The sequence below is a fragment of the Streptomyces sp. NPDC008121 genome (assembly GCF_042957155.1).
Classification (GTDB): Bacteria; Actinomycetota; Actinomycetes; order Streptomycetales; family Streptomycetaceae; genus Streptomyces.
Window position 1 is genome coordinate 58062 of the sequence record NZ_JBIBHT010000001.1, and the last position, 15486, is coordinate 73547.

A 15486-nucleotide genomic window follows, 5' to 3' on the forward strand; every position below is an offset into this window, starting at 1 on the left:
CCGCCACGGCCCGGCGGGTCAGCCGTCCAGGCAGAGCGCGTTCTTGGCGCGGGCGACGGATTCCTCCGAGGCCGGGCCGCCGGGGTTCTCGGTGGCCAACGCCTGGTTGAGGGTGACGAAGGGGCGCATACGACGCTCGTAGCGGTCGTATGCCGATCGGTGGTCGCCGTCGGCCCGGGCGAGGGAGTCGGCCAGGACGTGGGCGCCCACGAGGGCCAGGCTGGTGCCCTGGCCCGAGAGGGGAGAAGGGCAGTAGCCGGCGTCGCCGAGCAGGGTGACGCGACCACGGGACCACTGCTCCATCCGGATCTGGGCCATGGCGTCGCAGTAGAAGTCGGGCGCCGTGCGCGCGGCTTCGGACAGGCGGGGGCCTTCCCAGCGCGTCGACGCGAGCCTGTCGACGACGAGCCGCCGGAGGGTGGCGGTGTCGCGGAGGTCGTGGGCGAGGGGGGCGGACTCGAAGCCGAAGGCGATCCGGAGTTCGGTGTTGTCGCGTACGGGCATGATGCCGAAGCCGGCGTCGCCGTCGCGCAGCCACATCTGCCAGTGGTCCAGGCCGAGGAAGTTGTCCGCGCCGAACACCGAGAGGTAGCTGCCCAGGTGGTGGGCGTACCGCTTCTCCGGGCCGAAGGCGAGGCGCCGTACGGTGGAGTGGAGGCCGTCGGCCCCGACCACGAGGTCGTAGGTGCCGGATGGCCCGTGCGCGAAGTCGACGTGCACGCCGGTCTCGTCCTCCGCGAGCGCGGTGATGCTGTCGCCGAAGAGGTACTCGACGCCCGCGCGGGTGTGGTCGTGCACGAGCCGCACCAGGTCCTCGCGCAGGATCTCGATGTCTTCGCTGTCGAGCCGGCCGCTGCTGAAGGTCGCCTCGGTGGTGCGGTCGACCTCGTGGCCGTCGGGGTCGAGGATCGACATGCCGCGCATCCGGGTGCGTAGGCGGCTCGCCTCGTCCAGCAGGCCCATCCGCTCCATGACGTCGAGCGCGACGCCGCGGATGTCGACGGCCTGGCCCCCGGGGCGCCGGCCCGGAGCGCGTTCGACGACGGTGGGCGCGAAGCCGTGACGGCGGAGCCAGTAGGCAAGGACGGGACCGGCGATGCCGCCGCCGGAGATGAGTACGGTGCGCATGGGACGCTCCTCCACAGGTTCTTACGGTGTACGCGCACTGAACGTACGGCGTACGCGCAGGCGCTTCAACCGCCCTGAACCAGTGCCTGTACTAGGCCAGTCACCCGGAGACGAGCCTTCGCGCTGCTAGCCTCTGCACTAGTACAGGACGGGAAGGCGGAGGCACGTGACGCAGACCACAGGAGCAGTCGGCGATCCGCCCTATCTGCAGATCGCGGCCGCGATCAGGCGGCGCGTCGCGGACGGGGAGCTCGCCCCCGGGGACCGGGTCCCCTCGACCCGGCGGATCGCCGCGGAATGGGGCGTCGCGCTGGCCACCGCCACCAAGGCGCTGACCACCCTGCGCCTGGAGGGCCTCGTCGAGGCCCGGCCCCGGATCGGCACGGTCGTCGCCGGGACCGCCCCCGCCGCGCCGGCCGCCCCGAGTCCCGGTAGCCCGTCGTCCGCCCAGCACCCCGAGCAAGAGCTGAGCCTCGACCGGATCGTCCGTACCGCGATCGGGATCGCCGATGCCGAAGGGCTCTCGGCCCTCTCCATGCGCGGCGTCGCCGCCCGGCTCGGCGTGGCGGCGATGTCGACCTACCGGTACGTCCCGAGCAAGGACGACCTCGTCCTGCACATGGCCGACGCCGCGTTCGGCGAGGAGTCCTACCCCGCGGACGTCCCCGACCACTGGCGTACCCGCGTCGAGCTGGGCGCCCGGACGCTGTGGAGCCTGTACCGGAAGCACCCGTGGCTGGCCCAGCTCGGCTCCCTCTCGCGCCCGTTGCTCGTCCCCCGGCTGATGGTCCACGGCGAGTGGATGCTGGGAGCCCTCGACGGCCACGGCCTCGACCCCACGACCCTGTTCGACATCCACGTCCTGATCTACAGCCACGTCCAGGGCCTGGCGGTACACCTGGAGAGGGAAGCGCACGCCGAAGCCGCCACGGGCCAGTCGGACGACCAGTGGATGGACAGCCGCGCCCCCGCCCTCCGCGAACTGGCTGAATCCGGCCGCTTCCCGACCTTCGCGAAGGTCGTCGGAGCCTTCGAGGACGGCTACGACCTGCGTCTCGACGCGCTCTTCGACTTCGGCCTCTCCGCGCTCCTCGACGGCCTGACACCCCTCATCGAAGGCCGGGGGCCTGCCGCCTGAGGGCTGTCCCGTATATGTTCTCCGAGCCACCGCGGGGCGGTCGCCGTGCAGCCCGCTTGCAGACAAACACGCCATCGCCTACGAGGCCGCTCTCCACCTCGCAGCCATCTTGATCTGGACCCGGCTACGGAAGACTGAGGTCGGCCGCTCGCTCGGGAAGTCCTAACTTCAGGGCCTGGCCGAGGCATCGACTGCCCTCATCCGGCAGTCCGAGCAGCTCCCGGACCCCTTCGCAACGAACAGATGCCGATAGGCCGTCACCTGGCGCTGCGGTATGCCACAAAGCGTCGCCTCATCCGAAAGGGCGTGCTCCACAGCCGGACCACCTGTTTCCCGGCATGCTGCAAAGCTCGTCGGAGAGAGTCCGAGCGCGAATCTGAAGGACCGGAGGCGGTGACCAAGCTGCGGCATGGCACCACCCTCGCACGTGGCCCGATCAACGTGACGTCAAAGAGACAGGACCTAGCCGCCCCGGCCCGGCGTCCGTCCGTTCAGCCCTGTGCCGGGGCCGGGCCGAGCGGGCGTTGCATCAGTACGGTGTCGATCCAGCGGCCGTGCTTGTAGCCTACGGCCGTCAGCCGTCCCGCCCGCGTGAAGCCGAAGCGGTGGTGCAGGGCGATCGAGGCATCGGTGCCGGCGTCGGCGATGACGGCGATCATCTGCCGTACGTCCGTCCCCGCCACGGCGGCGAGCAACGCGTCCAGGAGGGCCGCGCCCAGGCCGTGGCCGGTGTGGTCGGGGGCGAGGTAGATCGAGTTCTCGACCGTGTGCCGGTAGGCGGGCTTGGGGCGCCACGGGGCCGCGTACGCGTAGCCCACGATGTCGCCGGACAGTTCGGCGACCAGGAACGGCAGTCCCCGCTCGGCCAGATCGTCCAGCCGCCCGCGCCAGGCGGTCACCGGCGGCGGGATCTCCTCGAAGGTGATCACCGTGTGGCGGACGTAGTGCGTGTAGATCCCGGCCACGGCGTCCAGGTCGGCCGGGACCGCGGGGCGGATCGCTGGGGCCGGAGCAGTCACACCGGGGAGTCTAGGCCTGCCGCGCCGGACCCGAGGCAGGGCCGCACCCCTGGACGCGGGGGGCTTGTGACGCCGCGGCCCCGACGTCTCCCCGTGCGCGCTGTCAGTGGCCGGTGCGAGCATGGACGGCCGCCGCATGACGGGCCGTGAGGGTCCGTGATGTCCGTTGCGTGTCCCGCCGCGTCAGGGGTACCGGGAAGACATGGCATTGTCACGGGAAGTCATCGAATTGGTTCGTGAGGACGTCGACCTGGTCAAGGCGGAGTTGGTGACCGCCGTGGCCGAGGGGCGTCGGGGATCGGTGGCCCTGGGGGCCGGCGGAGTGCTCGGCGCGCTGGCTCTGCTGGCCGCCCAGGAGTCGGCGATACGGGCGCTGGAGCGGGTCTGGCCGGCGCCCCGCGCCGCAGGGGCGCTGGCCGCGGCGTACGGCGTGGGGGCCGTGGCGTTCGCCGGATACGGCTACGAGAGATTGCGGCGCGCCCGGGCCTCGTCCCGCGAGGCGTTGGCGGTCTCCATCGACTCGGTGAAGGACGTGGCCGACGAGCTGGTCCAGTGACCGGCTGACCACCCGTCAGGGGCGCCGGCGCCGTCGCCCACGGGACTTCCTGCGCGCCCGCACGGATGTTCCACGGCTTCCGGGGAACGCGTAGTTCCGTGCTCGCACACGGGCGGGTCGCGGTCCTGTCGTACGGCGCCGGCCGCCCCCGGCAGGCGTGCGGTCACCGGCCCGGCCATGACGTACCTCGGCGGGCGGACAGCGGAAGGTGCCAACGGAACGCAGGGGGCAGAGATGAAGGTCCGCCCGTGGTCGGTACGGCCGGAGCTCCGGCTCACGGCGCACGCGGTCGCCGGGCGCTACCGGCTCGACGACCTGGTGGGGCGCGGCGGTGCGGCCGACGTGTACAAGGGACTGGACCTGCGGCTGCGGCGGCCCGTCGCGGTGAAGTTGTTCCGCCCCGGCAGCGACTCCCAGACGGAGGAGCGGTTCGTCGGCGAAGGCCGCCTGCTGGCACGGATGCGGCACCCCGGCCTGGTGACGCTGTATGACTCCGGCCAGGAGGACGGGCGGCCCTACCTGGTGATGCAGCTCGTCAAAGGGACGACCCTGCGCCGGCGCCTCGCCTCCTCGCCCCTCACACCCGTCGCGTCCTGCCGCCTCGGGGCCGCGCTGTCGTCGGCGCTCGCCCACGTGCACGAGGCCGGTGTCGTGCACCGGGACGTGAAGCCGTCGAACATCCTCCTGGACCGGGCGGACACGCCGTACCTCACCGACTTCGGCATCTCCCGGATCGTCGACACCTCCGCCGTCCACACCGCGACCGGCACCCTGGTGGGGACGGCGGCCTACATGGCACCGGAGCAGGTGCTCGGCAAGGGCGCGGGGCCGGCGGCGGACGTGTACAGCCTCGGGCTGGTGCTCCTCGAGGCCGTGAAGGGTGAACTGGAGTATCCCGGCGCGCCCTTGGAGGCCGCACTGGCGCGGCTGCACCGGCCCCCCGCGATACCGCAGGACCTCCCGGCGGACCTCGTCGAGCTGTTGCGGGCCATGACGGACCCGGAGGAGACCAACCGGCCCGACGCGCACACCTGCCTCCGGGCCCTGGACGCGATACCGGCGGCCCTGGGAGAGCCGGCGGAAGCGGCGGATCCAGTACGTGAGACAGAGGCGGTGGACCCGATACGTGAGCCAGAGGCGGCGGGCCCGGTACGACCGGGAGCCCCGTCGGCCCCCCGCGACGCGGAGAGGCCGACCGGCTCGCACAGGAAGCCCTCGGTCCCGAAACGCCGTTCCGCCCCGGCCGCCTCCTTCCGCTCCGGCCGCGCGCTGCTCGCGACCGGTACGGCGCTGGCCGTGCTCGGCGTGACACTGAGCGGCTCGATCGGCGGGGCGCCCACGGAGGGGCGGGACGCGACGTCCCGTGCGCCGCACCAGGCGGCACCGGACACCGCGAACACCGCATCGCATCCCACCCCCTCCTCGAAGGCGCCCGGGCATCGGCACGACGCCCGCGCCGCATCCGCGCCCCGCTCCGCGCTCTGACCCGAGGCCCCGGCGGCTGCTCGCGGCTCCTCCCCGGCGCGGCAGCACGGCCCTGCCGACCTGCCGGAACTTCCCTCCTGCGAGCACGCGGGTGATCTGGGCGGATGCCGTCCAGGAAAGTATGATCAGGCGATGTCTGACACGACCGAAACCACGCCCGGCTGGCTGACCAGCGACGAGCTGGCCATGGCCAGGGCCCAGATGCCCATCCTGTACGTGGAGGCCGTTCCCGTACGCGTGGACGAGACGGGCGAAGTCACCAGCATCGGCCTGCTCCTGCGGATCGGGCCGGACGGGACGATCAGCCGCACCCTGGTGTCCGGCCGCGTCCTGCACCACGAGCGGGTCCGTCACGCGCTCCTGCGCCACCTGGAGAAGGATCTCGGCCCGGTGGCCCTGCCCCGCGTCCCCGCCTCCCTCCAGCCCTTCACGGTGGCCGAGTACTTCCCCACCGCGGGCACCACCCCCTTCCACGACCCGCGCCAGCACGCCGTGTCACTCGCCTACATCGTGCCGGTGAGCGGTGACTGCCGGCCCCGGCAGGACGCCTTGGACCTGGTCTGGCTCAGTCCGCAGGAAGCCGCGTCGGCCTCCGTGCAGAACGAGATGCCGGGCGGCCACGCGGTGCTCCTGAAGCAGGCCCTCGCGCATGTGGGATACGCGTACTGAAGTGACCGGCCCGACTGCTGCCCTCGGGCGGCTTCGGGTTACAGTCCCCGGTGCACTCGAGCCAGTGCAGCCGTAGCGGTCACGGCCTGACGCGTCCCCGCGCGTCGGCCCGGGGAGGAAAACGATGACCAGCACACAGGACGTATCGGAGTCGGCCGTGGAGGCGCCGCCGGCGGGCGGCCGGCCCGTCGGCGAGCGCGCGCTGCGCATACGCCGGCGTCTGGAGCGGCTGATCGGCATCGCGGCGACCGAGGGGAACTCGCTGGTCGCCCTGCGCAACGGTGACGAGATCTTCCCGGCCATGCTGGACAGCATCCGCTCCGCCGAGCACACGGTCGACATGATGACCTTCGTGTACTGGAAGGGCGACATCGCCCGTGATTTCGCGTACGCGCTGGCGGAGCGGGCCCGGGCCGGAGTCCGCGTGCGGCTGCTGCTGGACGGCTTCGGCAGCCGGCTGATCGAGAAGGAACTCCTGAGGGAGATGCGCCGGGCCGGCGTGCAGGTGGCGTGGTTCCGCAAGCCGCTGTACCTGTCACCGCTCAAGCAGAACCACCGCTGCCACCGCAAGGTCCTCGTCGTGGACGAGCAGGTGGCCTTCACCGGCGGGGTGGGCATCGCCGAGGAGTGGTGCGGCGACGCCCGCAATCCGCGCGAGTGGCGCGACACCCACATCAAGGTGGGCGGCCCCGCCGTGGACGGCATCGCGGCGGCCTTCGCGCAGAACTGGGCGGAGTGCCACGACGAGCTCTTCGACGACCGCGACCGGTTCGCCGGCCACCGGCCGCAGGGCGACGCGGTGGTGCAGGTGGTCCGCGGTTCGGCCAGTTTCGGGTGGCAGGACATGCAGACCCTGATCCGGGTCGTGATCGAATCCGCTGAGGAGCGCTTCCGGCTGGCCACCGCCTACTTCTCCCCCGACGCCCTCTTCATCGAGCTGCTGTGCGCGGCCGCGCGGCGCGGGGTGGAGGTGGAGATCCTGCTGCCCGGGCCGTACACCGACAAGCGGGTCTGCCAGCTGGCGGGCCAGCACTACTACGAGGATCTGCTGGCCTGCGGCGTGAAGATCCACGAGTACCAGCCCACGATGATGCACGCCAAGGTCATCACCGTGGACGGCACGGCGGCGCTCGTGGGGTCGACCAACTTCAACCGCCGCTCCCTCGACCATGACGAGGAGGTCATGCTCGCCGTGCTGGACGAGGAGTTCACCGCCACCCTGGACGCGCACTTCGACGCGGACGTGGCGGCGAGCCGGCTGGTCCGGACGGGCCGCTGGCAGAAACGCTCCGTTGTCCAGCGGGCCCGCGAGGCCGCCGTCCAGCCGATCCGCCGCTACCTGTAGGGGGCGGGGCCTCGGAGGCCGGGGGCGGTCGCGCCCGGGTCTCCCCGCTTTCCGTCCTCCCTCGGCGACCGTCCTGACCGGCCCGATCGACGCCGTCCCCGCGGCTCCGATCGGGCCGGACGCCGCACGCCCGGGCATGACCACGGAGCGTGCGAAGAGGCCACCGGTGAGTCACGCCCGGGGCCGGCGCGGGGCCGTGACTGTGATGCCCCGCATAGGAGCCACGTCACGTCCTAGGCGCGGTAGTACTCCGGAGGGCGGCGGATCCGCGCGCGGAGGGGATCCGGCGAGCATTCGCGACATTTGCTATGCGGTCGGGTAGTACGTCACATCCTTGCGTCCCGTCCGGAGCGCCCGTAACCATGGCTGTCGTCCGGGGAGCCCGGTGACGGGCCGCAGAGCCGAACGTGTTCGCTCGACCGCCCGGCCGCCTCGCGGAGACATCGCTCCGCTTCCGCCGTACCGCACCGTCGGTCGGCATCCCCATGTCGTCCCAAGAGGGAGAGTCACCCGCGTATGACCGCCACCACGCAGAACACCACCCGCCGCATCGTCCGATTCCGCAAGCTCTCCGTCGCGGGCATCGCCACCGCAGGTGCCGCGGCAGCGGCGCTCACGCTGGCGCCGTCCCCCGCCCAGGCCGCTACGGTTCCGGCGCATGTCTCGGCGGCCGCGGTGTCGGCGGCGGACGCTCCGGCGGCGAAGCCCGCCAAGAAGGCGAAGAAGCAGTACGCCGACAACCTCGACGGCTGGATCAAGGAAGCCCTGGACATCATGAAGTCCGAGGACATCCCCGGCAGCTACGAGGGTCTGCACCGCAACATCATGCGTGAGTCCTCCGGCAACCCGGAGGCCCAGAACAACTGGGACGTGAACGCGCAGAACGGCACGCCGTCGAAGGGCCTGCTCCAGGTCATCCAGCCGACGTTCGACGCGTACCACGTCGAGGGCACGCCGAACGACCTGACCGACCCGGTCGCCAACATCACCGCGGCCGCCAACTACGCGGCGGACAAGTACGGCTCCATCGACAACGTCGACTCCGCCTACTGATCCGACGCGGACGCCCGAACGGCACCCCGCAGGTCCCCGCGCGCAGGCCCGCCTCCCCCGAGGCGGGCCTGCGCCGCGTCACATCTCGCGCGACCGGCCCGGTGCCGACGGAGCGAGGAAGGGTAGAAGAGCGCCATGGACAGCTCCTCCTGGCTTCTCGTGGCCGCCGTGGTTCTCGCCCTCGCGCTGGCGGGTTGCGCGGCCGTGTTGCTCGTACGGGTCTTCCGGGCCCGCAAGTTGCTGCGGGACGCCGGTGTCCCCCTGCAGTCCAAGGCCCTGTTCTGGACGGCCGTGATCTACACGGTGTCGCCGGTCGACCTGATCCCCGATCCGGTCTACCTGGACGACATCGGCGTCCTGCTGGTGGCCCTCAGGGCACTGCACTCGGCGGCGGCCCGGAGTGGGGCGGACGCCAAGCGGCTGCCCGGCTGACCCCTGCGAGGCCCCGCCGCCCCACGCCCGGCCGTGACAGCCGCGGGAGTCGCCGTCATACGGTGGCGGCCGCCTGCATGTTGCGGATGGCGGTGCGCAGGCTCTCGGCCGCCCAGTGCCCGGCGGCCACCTCCTCGACCCTCTCGGTCACCTGGCGGCGCGGGGCGTCGGGGAAGGCCAGGCGGTGCGCCTTGGCGCCGTGGAGCAGCGCGACGAGGCCCGCGGTCCGTACGTCCGGCGCGGCGCCCTCGCGCACGACGGCGCGGAGCCGCTCGCGCAGCTCGGCCTCGACGGCGCCGTCCGCCTCGGGGTAGCGGCGTACGGGGAAGACGCCGAGCGCCTTGCGCCGCTCCTCGACGACCACGCCGCGCGCGCACAGACTCTCCAGGGCCGCGCCCAGGGCCTTGTTCTGGTCCTTCGTCAGCCAGTCCGCCACGCGTCGCCGCCGGCGCCCGCCGAGCCACGCCTCCAGCAGCGCGATCCGGCCGTCGAGCAGCCGGTCCCCGGTCGGCGCCGGATCCGTCAGCTCGACGTGCTTGCCGGCGACGGACGCCCTGCCGGCCAGGACGAGTTCGAGCAGGATCCCCGCCGCCACCGCGTACGCGACGGTCTGGCGCTGTCGTACCGCTCCGGACTCGTCGTCCAGAGCCAGCAGTACGACCTCCTCGGCCAGCGTGATCGCCATCCCACTCCCCCGCATCGTTTCTTGATCGCTTTCCCGGACAGACGACGGTTACCGGCCGACGGTTCCGCCCTGCCCGCGGGTAGGGTGCGGCCATGTCCTCCGCGCTCCATGTCTCCCCTGACCTGGCCGTCCTCGACCGTCTCCCGCTGCTGTCGCGCGTGGAGGACGGCCGGGAGTGGCCGATGCTGCTGTGGATGCCGGGTGAGGGTCGGCGCATGGTCTCCAGCGCGCCGCTCGGCGGAGGCATCGGGGAGCGGCGCTGGGTGCTGAACGCGCAGGTCCCCCACGGATACCGGCGGATGGACCCGGACGCCCACCTCGCCGGACTCGCGGCGCGGGCCGGCGCGTCGGGACCGGGGGTGGGGCTGATGACGGCCGCCTCGGTCGCCGACCACGGCAGCGCGTCGGACGGCGGCGTCCACGCCGTGGTGACGGCGGGTCTCGGGGTACGGGGGTGGGCGGCCGGTCCCGCTCCGGGGCTGCCGGGCCCGCGGGCGGCGGGGACGATCAACATCGTCGTGTCCGTGCCCGTCGCCTTCTCCGACGCGGCCTTGGTGAACGCCGTCGCCACCGCCACCGAAGCCAAGGTGCAGGCGTTGCGCGACGCCGGGGTGGACGCCTCCGGGACGCCGACCGACGCGGTGTGCGTCGCCGCGCGGGAACCCTCCGCAGGGTGTCCGGCGGAGTCGTTCGCCGGTCCCCGTTCGGTGTGGGGCGCACGCCTGGCCCGGGCCGTGCACGAGGCCGCGTACCAGGCCTGCCTGAAGGCGGAGAACCACCTGCGCGGAGCCGGCAGGGCCGTCGACGGCTGACGGCGGGCGCGCGAGCCGCCGCGTCAGCGGTCAGCGGTCAGCGGTCAGCGGTCAGAACATGCGGTGTCCCTGCACCCACGCGGTCTTCGTACCGTCCGGACGGACGAGGCGGAACTTCTTGACGCCTTCGTAGCGGGCGCCGAGGGACCGGAAGGTGAGCCCGGCGACGAAGCCCACCGCGCTCAGGGCGAAGAGGACACCGACGGGGTTGGTCGAGGTGTCGGACTCCTCCCGGGTCTGCCCTCTGAAGTGGAAGAGGAGGGGCAAGGTGACCAGCAGCGACAGAAGGAGCGTCCAGCCGAGGACCAGATAGATCCGGCGCTTGACCCGCGCCTTGCCCTCGCTCTCGACCTTGACCGTGAACGGTTTCGAGCAACGCGGGCAGGAGAACGCGACGTCCGTCTCGCCGCTCCCCGGCCGGCGCAGCTCCGGCGCCGACAGGGAGGCCACGCTCCACTTCACCATGGGCCCGCCGAGCCCGCCGTCGACGCCCATCCGGCACCCGATGCCCAGGGCGTAGTGCTCGTTCAACGCCATGCCGTCCCCCCACCGATTCCGCGGCCCCGCGGCCGACGACCCCCAGCCTCCGCGCTCTCTTCCGGCGCGGAGGGAGCGGCCCGATCGTAGCGTCGGAGGTCCCTCCGTGGCCCCGTTCCCGCGCACATCCGCGCCCCGGGCCCGGCCTGCGGGCCCGCGTCCGCGGCTCCAGAATGGGGTGAGGAACGGACGGCCTTCCGCCGTGGGTCACGGCGTCGCCTGGGAGGAAACCCCGCATGCGCGCTCAGTCTCCGGCGGCGGCACGGAAGGGCGCCTTCGTCGCGGTCGCCGTCGCCCTGTTCTGCATCCAGCTGGACTTCTTCGCCCTCAACCTCGCCATCCCCGGCATCGCGGCGGAGCTCGACGTCTCGGCTTCGACGGCGCAGTGGACCCTGTCCGCGTACATGCTCGCCATCGGCTGCTTCTTCATCGTCGGCGGCCGGGTGGGGGACGTCTTCGGGCGACGCGGCACCCTGCTGGCCGGGATCGCCCTGTTCACGGCCGGGTCGGTGGGCTGCGCGCTGGCTCCCGGCCTCGGTCTGCTGGTCGGGGCCCGTGTGCTGCAGGGGATCGGGGCGGCGTTCGTCTTCCCGGTGTCCGTGTCGGTGATCACCAACCTGTTTCCCGACGAGACCCGTGCCCGGGCCCTGGGCGCCGTGTTCGGCGTCGCCAACATCGGGACGGCGCTCGGTCCCTTCGTGGGCGGAGGGTTCGCCGAGGGCCCGGGGTGGCGCTGGATCTTCTGGCTGATGGCCCCGTTGGGCCTGCTCGCGCTGCTCATCACCCTGGTGTACGTCCCCGACTCGCGCGACACGTCGGCGCCGCGCGCGCTCGACCTCGTCGGCTGTGGGCTGGTCGTGTGCGCGCTGGCCACCCTCACCCTGGCCGTGGAGCGGGCGGACGCCTGGGGCTGGACCAGCGCCCGGACCCTGGGGGCGTGCGCGGTGGCCGTGGTGACCGGCGGGCTGTTCCTGGTGCGGGAACGGCGGATCCGGCATCCGCTGATCGACCTGCGGCTGTTCCGCAACGTGCCGTACGTCCTGGTGACGGGGATGGGCTCGGTCGCGAACATGGGGTACGGCGTGACCGTCTTCCTGGCCACGCTCTACCTCCAGGGCGTGCGCGGCCTCTCGCCGATCGTGGCGGGCACGGTGTTCCTGGCTCCGGCGGTGCTGGTGGCGCTGAGCGGACCGCTGGGCGCGCGGCTCGGCCGGCGCATGCGGCCGACGGCGGTGATGGCGCTGGCCGGGGCGATCGCGGGCACGGGGATGTTCGCCCTGACGCTGGTGTCGGTGTGGTGGCTGTACGTGCCGGTGTTCGCGTGGTGCGGTCTGGGCCTGGGGCTCGGCTGGACCTACTCCAGCGTGGCGACCCAGCAGGTCGTCGCCCCGGCGAGGGCCGGGGAGGCGTCGGGGGTGCTGCTGACGTTCCTGGTCACGCTGGGCGCGATCGCCCTGGCCGGGACGGCAGCGGCGATCTCGGCGCTCACCCCGCAGCACCCGGCCGAGGACGCGTACGACGCGGTCCTCCGCCTCGGCGGAGTGGTCATCTTCGCCGCGGCGGTCATCGTCATGGTCGTACGCCACCGGCTCGTGGCGCTCGGAGTGGTTCCGCCCCTCTCGATGCGGGCGGACGAGCCCGGCGTCCGCAAGACCTAAGAGGTATCCGAGGGCAGGTCGCGCGCGGTGTCGAGGGCCGTGTCCAGGGCGAGGGCGGCGGTGATGAGCGCCAGGTGGGTGAAGGCCTGGGGGAAGTTCCCGAGTTGTTCGCCGGTGAGGCCGATCTCCTCGGCGAACAGGCCCACGTGGTTGGCGTAGGTGAGCATGTTGTCGAAGACGTAGCGGGCCATCTCGGGGCGGCCGGCCCTGGCGAGGGCGTAGACGTACAGGAAGGTGCAGAGGGAGAAGGTGCCCTCGGATCCGGCGAGTCCGTCGGGAGAGGTCTTCGGGTCGTAGCGGTGGACGAGGCTGTCGGTGACGAGGTCGGCGTCCATCGCGTCGAGGGTGGACAGCCAGCGCGGGTCGGTGGGGGTGATGAAGCCGACCAGCGGCATGAGGAGCAGCGAGGCGTCCAGGACGGTGCTGTCGTACTCCTGGACGAACGCCCGGCGTTCCTCGCTCCAGCCGCGGGTCATGACCTGCTCCAGGATGGCGTCCCGTGCGGCGGTCCAGCGGGCGATGTCGGCGGGGCGGGCGGTGGCCGTGGCCTGGCGGATGCCGTGGTCGAGCGCGACCCAGCACATGACGCGGCTGTACGTGAAGTTCTTCGCTCCCCCGCGGGTCTCCCAGATGCCCTCGTCGGGGCGGTCCCAGTGCGCGCAGAGCCAGTCCAGCAGGGCGGCGCCGCGCCGCCAGTCGTCGTAGCCGACGACGTCATCGACCTGGCCGGACTGGGCGAGGGCGTGGACGGCCTCGCCGTAGATGTCGAGCTGCAGCTGGTCGGCGGCGCCGTTGCCCGCGCGGACGGGTGCGGAGCCGCGCCAGCCCGCCAGGTGGTCGAGGATCTCCTCGGTCAGGTGCGGGTCGCCGTCGACCCGGTACATGATCTGGAGCGGTTCGCCGTTCGGGGCGCCGCCGTCCCGCAGCCGGCGGGCGAGCCAGCCGCGGAAGGCGTTCGCCTCCCGGGTGAAGCCGAGGTCGCGCATGGCGCGCACCGACAGGGACGCGTCACGGATCCAGGTGTAGCGGTAGTCCCAGTTCCGTTCGCCGCCCTCCCGCTCGGGCAGGCCCATGGTGGCGGCGGCGATGGGCGCGCCGGTCGGGGCGTACGTCATCAGTTTGATGGTGATCGCGGAGCGGTTGACCATCTGCTGCCAGCGGCCGCGGTAGGTGCAGCGTCCGATCCAGCCGTGCCAGAAGGCGCGGACGGCGTCGAACTCCGCCGTCATGTCGTCGACGCGCGGGGGCGGCGGGGCGGGCCGGGCCGGGTCGCAGACCGTGAGGACGACGGCCGCGCGCTCCCCCTCGGTCAGGGCCACGGCCGCCCGTACGTCCGTGCCCTCGGGCTCCAGGGGCACCGCCCCCAGGGCCTGCAGATGGGCCGTGACGCCCGGTCCGTCGAACCGGGCGGCGGCGCCGTCGAAGGTCAGGCCGTGGGGCGCCCGGCCGTAGTCGAAGCGCGGCCGGCACTCCAGGGAGAAGCGCACCGCCCCGCGAACGCACCGCAGGACCCGCACCACCCGGTGGAGGTCGGTGGCGGTGTGCGGTTCGCGTACGGGCATGAAGTCGACGACCTCCCCGACCCCTTCGGGGGTGAGGAAGCGGGTGATGAGGACCGCGGTGTCGGCCAGGTAGAGCTGGCGCGTGACGACCTCGGGGCGGTGCGGGGGCGGGCCGCCGGCGAGGGGGCCGGTGCCGTCGGACGGCGGGGGTGGCTCCGCGGTGATGGCGAAGTGGCCGCCCCGTTCGGCGTCCAGGAGGGCGGCGAAGATGCTGGGCGAGTCGAAGCGGGGCGTGCAGAACCAGTCGAGGACGCCCTCGGACGAGACGAGGGCGCAGGTCTGGAGGTCGCCGATGAGGCCGTGCTCGGCGATCGGCGGGTAGGGGCGCATCGATCCTCCACGGGAAGGAGCGGTGCCCGGCCGGTTCGCCGGGGGGCCGGGGGACGCGGCGGGGCCGCCGGTTCAGGCCAGGAGCTTGGCCTTGGCGCGCTCGAACTCCTCCTGGGTGAGGTCGCCCTTGTCCCGGAGCGCGGAGAGCTTGCCCAGCTCGTCCACCGACGAGCCGCTCTCCGTTCCCGCCGCCTTCCGTACGTACGTCCGGAAGGCCTCCTCGTTCTCCTTGACCTGCTTCACGTCCCGTTCGCCCATGCTCTTGCCGCGCGCGACGAGGTACACGAAGACGCCGAGGTAGGGGAGGACGAGCACGAGGACGAGCCACCCGGCCTTGGCCCAGCCGCTGAGGCTGTGGTCACGGAAGATGTCGGTGACCACCTTGAACAGCAGGAAGAACCACATGACCCACAGGAAGAGCCACAGCATCGTCCAGAACAGGTTGAGGAGGGGGTAGTCGTCCATGCTTCGCTCCGATCATGGATGCCGTCCCCCTCCCCCATTCATACAGTCGGTCCCGGAAGGCCGCATGCCAGCGGGGTACGACGAGGTCGCCGAAAAAGTTTCCCGGGTGATGTCGAGAACCGGTGACCGGCTCCGTCCCCGAGGTGAAGGCGACCACAAGGGCTCGCATCAGGACCGAGGAGAACGATCATGGCGAAGTACCTGCTGCTCAAGCACTACCGCGGCGCTCCGGCCGCGGTGAACGACGTGCCCATGGACCGGTGGACGCCGGAGGAGGTCTCGGCGCACGTGCAGTACATGCGGGACTTCGCCACCCGTCTGGAGGAGACGGGCGAGTTCGTCGACGGGCAGGCGCTGGCGCCCGAGGGGACGTTCGTACGGTACGACGGAGAAGGGCGGCCGCCGGTCACCGACGGCCCGTTCGCCGAGACCAAGGACCTCATCGCCGGCTGGATGGTGATCGACGTCGACAGCTACGAGCGGGCGGTCGAGCTGGCCGGGGAGCTGTCCGCGGCGCCGGGGGCCGGCGGGAAGCCGATCCACGAGTGGCTGGAGCTGCGTCCGTTCCTGTCGGCGCCGCCCACCATCGAGGACTGAGCGACCGACGGTGAC

16 protein-coding genes are annotated in these 15486 nt (G+C 72.4%); 10 read left to right on the plus strand and 6 right to left on the minus strand.

The window, feature by feature from the left end; genetic code table 11:
• Positions 1 to 18: 18 nt before the first annotated feature.
• Positions 19 to 1128: an FAD-dependent monooxygenase gene (locus tag ACFZBD_RS00255; protein ID WP_391132821.1), complete on the minus strand. Its 1110-nt coding sequence runs from the start codon at positions 1126 to 1128 to the stop codon at positions 19 to 21.
• 166 nt (positions 1129 to 1294) lie between these two features.
• Here ACFZBD_RS00255 and ACFZBD_RS00260 point away from each other — a divergent pair, with 166 nt between their 5' ends.
• The gene (locus ACFZBD_RS00260; RefSeq protein WP_391132824.1) at positions 1295 to 2266 is read left to right on the plus strand and encodes a TetR/AcrR family transcriptional regulator C-terminal domain-containing protein; all 972 of its coding nucleotides are present in this window, start codon (positions 1295 to 1297) and stop codon (positions 2264 to 2266) included.
• A 491-nt stretch (positions 2267 to 2757) separates the two neighbouring features.
• Here ACFZBD_RS00260 and ACFZBD_RS00265 read toward each other — a convergent pair whose 3' ends face one another.
• Positions 2758 to 3285 carry a GNAT family N-acetyltransferase gene (locus tag ACFZBD_RS00265; protein ID WP_391132827.1) on the minus strand — a complete coding sequence of 176 codons (528 nt, stop codon included), beginning with the start codon at positions 3283 to 3285 and terminating at the stop codon, positions 2758 to 2760.
• A gap of 202 nt (positions 3286 to 3487) precedes the next feature.
• Here ACFZBD_RS00265 and ACFZBD_RS00270 point away from each other — a divergent pair, with 202 nt between their 5' ends.
• From ACFZBD_RS00270 to ACFZBD_RS00295, 6 genes are all read left to right on the plus strand, one after another.
• A complete protein-coding gene (locus tag ACFZBD_RS00270) occupies positions 3488 to 3841 on the plus strand; it encodes a phage holin family protein (RefSeq protein WP_391132831.1) in 354 nt (117 codons plus the stop codon).
• Between the two features lie 234 nt (positions 3842 to 4075).
• Positions 4076 to 5326: a protein kinase gene (locus ACFZBD_RS00275; RefSeq protein WP_391132833.1), complete on the plus strand. Its 1251-nt coding sequence runs from the start codon at positions 4076 to 4078 to the stop codon at positions 5324 to 5326.
• Between the two features lie 132 nt (positions 5327 to 5458).
• Positions 5459 to 5995: a DUF4916 domain-containing protein gene (locus ACFZBD_RS00280; RefSeq protein ID WP_391132836.1), complete on the plus strand. Its 537-nt coding sequence runs from the start codon at positions 5459 to 5461 to the stop codon at positions 5993 to 5995.
• Positions 5996 to 6119: 124 nt separating this feature from the next.
• Positions 6120 to 7340, plus strand: coding sequence for a phospholipase D-like domain-containing protein (locus ACFZBD_RS00285; RefSeq protein ID WP_391132839.1), 1221 nt, complete (start codon positions 6120 to 6122; stop codon positions 7338 to 7340).
• Between the two features lie 516 nt (positions 7341 to 7856).
• The gene (locus ACFZBD_RS00290) at positions 7857 to 8393 is read left to right on the plus strand and encodes a transglycosylase SLT domain-containing protein (RefSeq protein WP_391132842.1); all 537 of its coding nucleotides are present in this window, start codon (positions 7857 to 7859) and stop codon (positions 8391 to 8393) included.
• Positions 8394 to 8528: 135 nt separating this feature from the next.
• Positions 8529 to 8825 (plus strand): DUF1232 domain-containing protein, encoded by a 297-nt coding sequence (locus ACFZBD_RS00295; protein WP_391132845.1) that lies wholly within the window; start codon positions 8529 to 8531, stop codon positions 8823 to 8825.
• 55 nt (positions 8826 to 8880) lie between these two features.
• Here ACFZBD_RS00295 and ACFZBD_RS00300 read toward each other — a convergent pair whose 3' ends face one another.
• Positions 8881 to 9510 carry a GPP34 family phosphoprotein gene (locus tag ACFZBD_RS00300; RefSeq protein ID WP_391132849.1) on the minus strand — a complete coding sequence of 210 codons (630 nt, stop codon included), beginning with the start codon at positions 9508 to 9510 and terminating at the stop codon, positions 8881 to 8883.
• A 92-nt stretch (positions 9511 to 9602) separates the two neighbouring features.
• Between ACFZBD_RS00300 and ACFZBD_RS00305 the strand changes: the two genes are divergently transcribed.
• Positions 9603 to 10322: an adenosylcobinamide amidohydrolase gene (locus tag ACFZBD_RS00305; RefSeq protein ID WP_391132852.1), complete on the plus strand. Its 720-nt coding sequence runs from the start codon at positions 9603 to 9605 to the stop codon at positions 10320 to 10322.
• A 51-nt stretch (positions 10323 to 10373) separates the two neighbouring features.
• Here the strand turns inward: ACFZBD_RS00305 and ACFZBD_RS00310 are convergent, their stop codons facing one another.
• Entirely contained in the window at positions 10374 to 10859 is a 486-nt protein-coding gene (locus tag ACFZBD_RS00310; protein WP_391132855.1) for a hypothetical protein, read from the minus strand.
• A 236-nt stretch (positions 10860 to 11095) separates the two neighbouring features.
• Here ACFZBD_RS00310 and ACFZBD_RS00315 point away from each other — a divergent pair, with 236 nt between their 5' ends.
• Positions 11096 to 12517, plus strand: coding sequence for an MFS transporter (locus ACFZBD_RS00315; protein WP_391132858.1), 1422 nt, complete (start codon positions 11096 to 11098; stop codon positions 12515 to 12517).
• On the opposite strand, the gene ACFZBD_RS00320 is transcribed toward ACFZBD_RS00315, so the two are convergent.
• On the minus strand, positions 12514 to 14409 hold the full coding sequence (locus ACFZBD_RS00320; RefSeq protein ID WP_391132861.1) for a glycoside hydrolase family 15 protein: 1896 nt from the start codon (positions 14407 to 14409) through the stop codon (positions 12514 to 12516). The two genes, ACFZBD_RS00315 and ACFZBD_RS00320, sit on opposite strands and share 4 nt — an antisense overlap.
• 72 nt (positions 14410 to 14481) lie before the next feature.
• Positions 14482 to 14874, minus strand: a complete 393-nt coding sequence (locus ACFZBD_RS00325; protein ID WP_391132864.1) for an SHOCT domain-containing protein — start codon at positions 14872 to 14874, stop codon at positions 14482 to 14484.
• 189 nt (positions 14875 to 15063) lie between these two features.
• Here ACFZBD_RS00325 and ACFZBD_RS00330 point away from each other — a divergent pair, with 189 nt between their 5' ends.
• Positions 15064 to 15471, plus strand: a complete 408-nt coding sequence (locus ACFZBD_RS00330) for a YciI family protein (RefSeq protein ID WP_391132867.1) — start codon at positions 15064 to 15066, stop codon at positions 15469 to 15471.
• Positions 15472 to 15486: the final 15 nt, after the last annotated feature.

Coding starts and splice junctions, on each gene's coding strand:
- ACFZBD_RS00310 (WP_391132855.1), bottom strand. CDS start 10,859: ATGGCGTTGAACGAGCACTACGCCCTGGGCATCGGGTGCCGGATGGGC.
- ACFZBD_RS00255 (WP_391132821.1), bottom strand. CDS start 1,128: ATGCGCACCGTACTCATCTCCGGCGGCGGCATCGCCGGTCCCGTCCTT.
- ACFZBD_RS00275 (WP_391132833.1), top strand. CDS start 4,076: ATGAAGGTCCGCCCGTGGTCGGTACGGCCGGAGCTCCGGCTCACGGCG.
- ACFZBD_RS00300 (WP_391132849.1), bottom strand. CDS start 9,510: ATGGCGATCACGCTGGCCGAGGAGGTCGTACTGCTGGCTCTGGACGAC.
- ACFZBD_RS00285 (WP_391132839.1), top strand. CDS start 6,120: ATGACCAGCACACAGGACGTATCGGAGTCGGCCGTGGAGGCGCCGCCG.
- ACFZBD_RS00280 (WP_391132836.1), top strand. CDS start 5,459: ATGTCTGACACGACCGAAACCACGCCCGGCTGGCTGACCAGCGACGAG.
- ACFZBD_RS00325 (WP_391132864.1), bottom strand. CDS start 14,874: ATGGACGACTACCCCCTCCTCAACCTGTTCTGGACGATGCTGTGGCTC.
- ACFZBD_RS00315 (WP_391132858.1), top strand. CDS start 11,096: ATGCGCGCTCAGTCTCCGGCGGCGGCACGGAAGGGCGCCTTCGTCGCG.
- ACFZBD_RS00295 (WP_391132845.1), top strand. CDS start 8,529: ATGGACAGCTCCTCCTGGCTTCTCGTGGCCGCCGTGGTTCTCGCCCTC.
- ACFZBD_RS00270 (WP_391132831.1), top strand. CDS start 3,488: ATGGCATTGTCACGGGAAGTCATCGAATTGGTTCGTGAGGACGTCGAC.
- ACFZBD_RS00305 (WP_391132852.1), top strand. CDS start 9,603: ATGTCCTCCGCGCTCCATGTCTCCCCTGACCTGGCCGTCCTCGACCGT.
- ACFZBD_RS00330 (WP_391132867.1), top strand. CDS start 15,064: ATGGCGAAGTACCTGCTGCTCAAGCACTACCGCGGCGCTCCGGCCGCG.
- ACFZBD_RS00320 (WP_391132861.1), bottom strand. CDS start 14,409: ATGCGCCCCTACCCGCCGATCGCCGAGCACGGCCTCATCGGCGACCTC.
- ACFZBD_RS00290 (WP_391132842.1), top strand. CDS start 7,857: ATGACCGCCACCACGCAGAACACCACCCGCCGCATCGTCCGATTCCGC.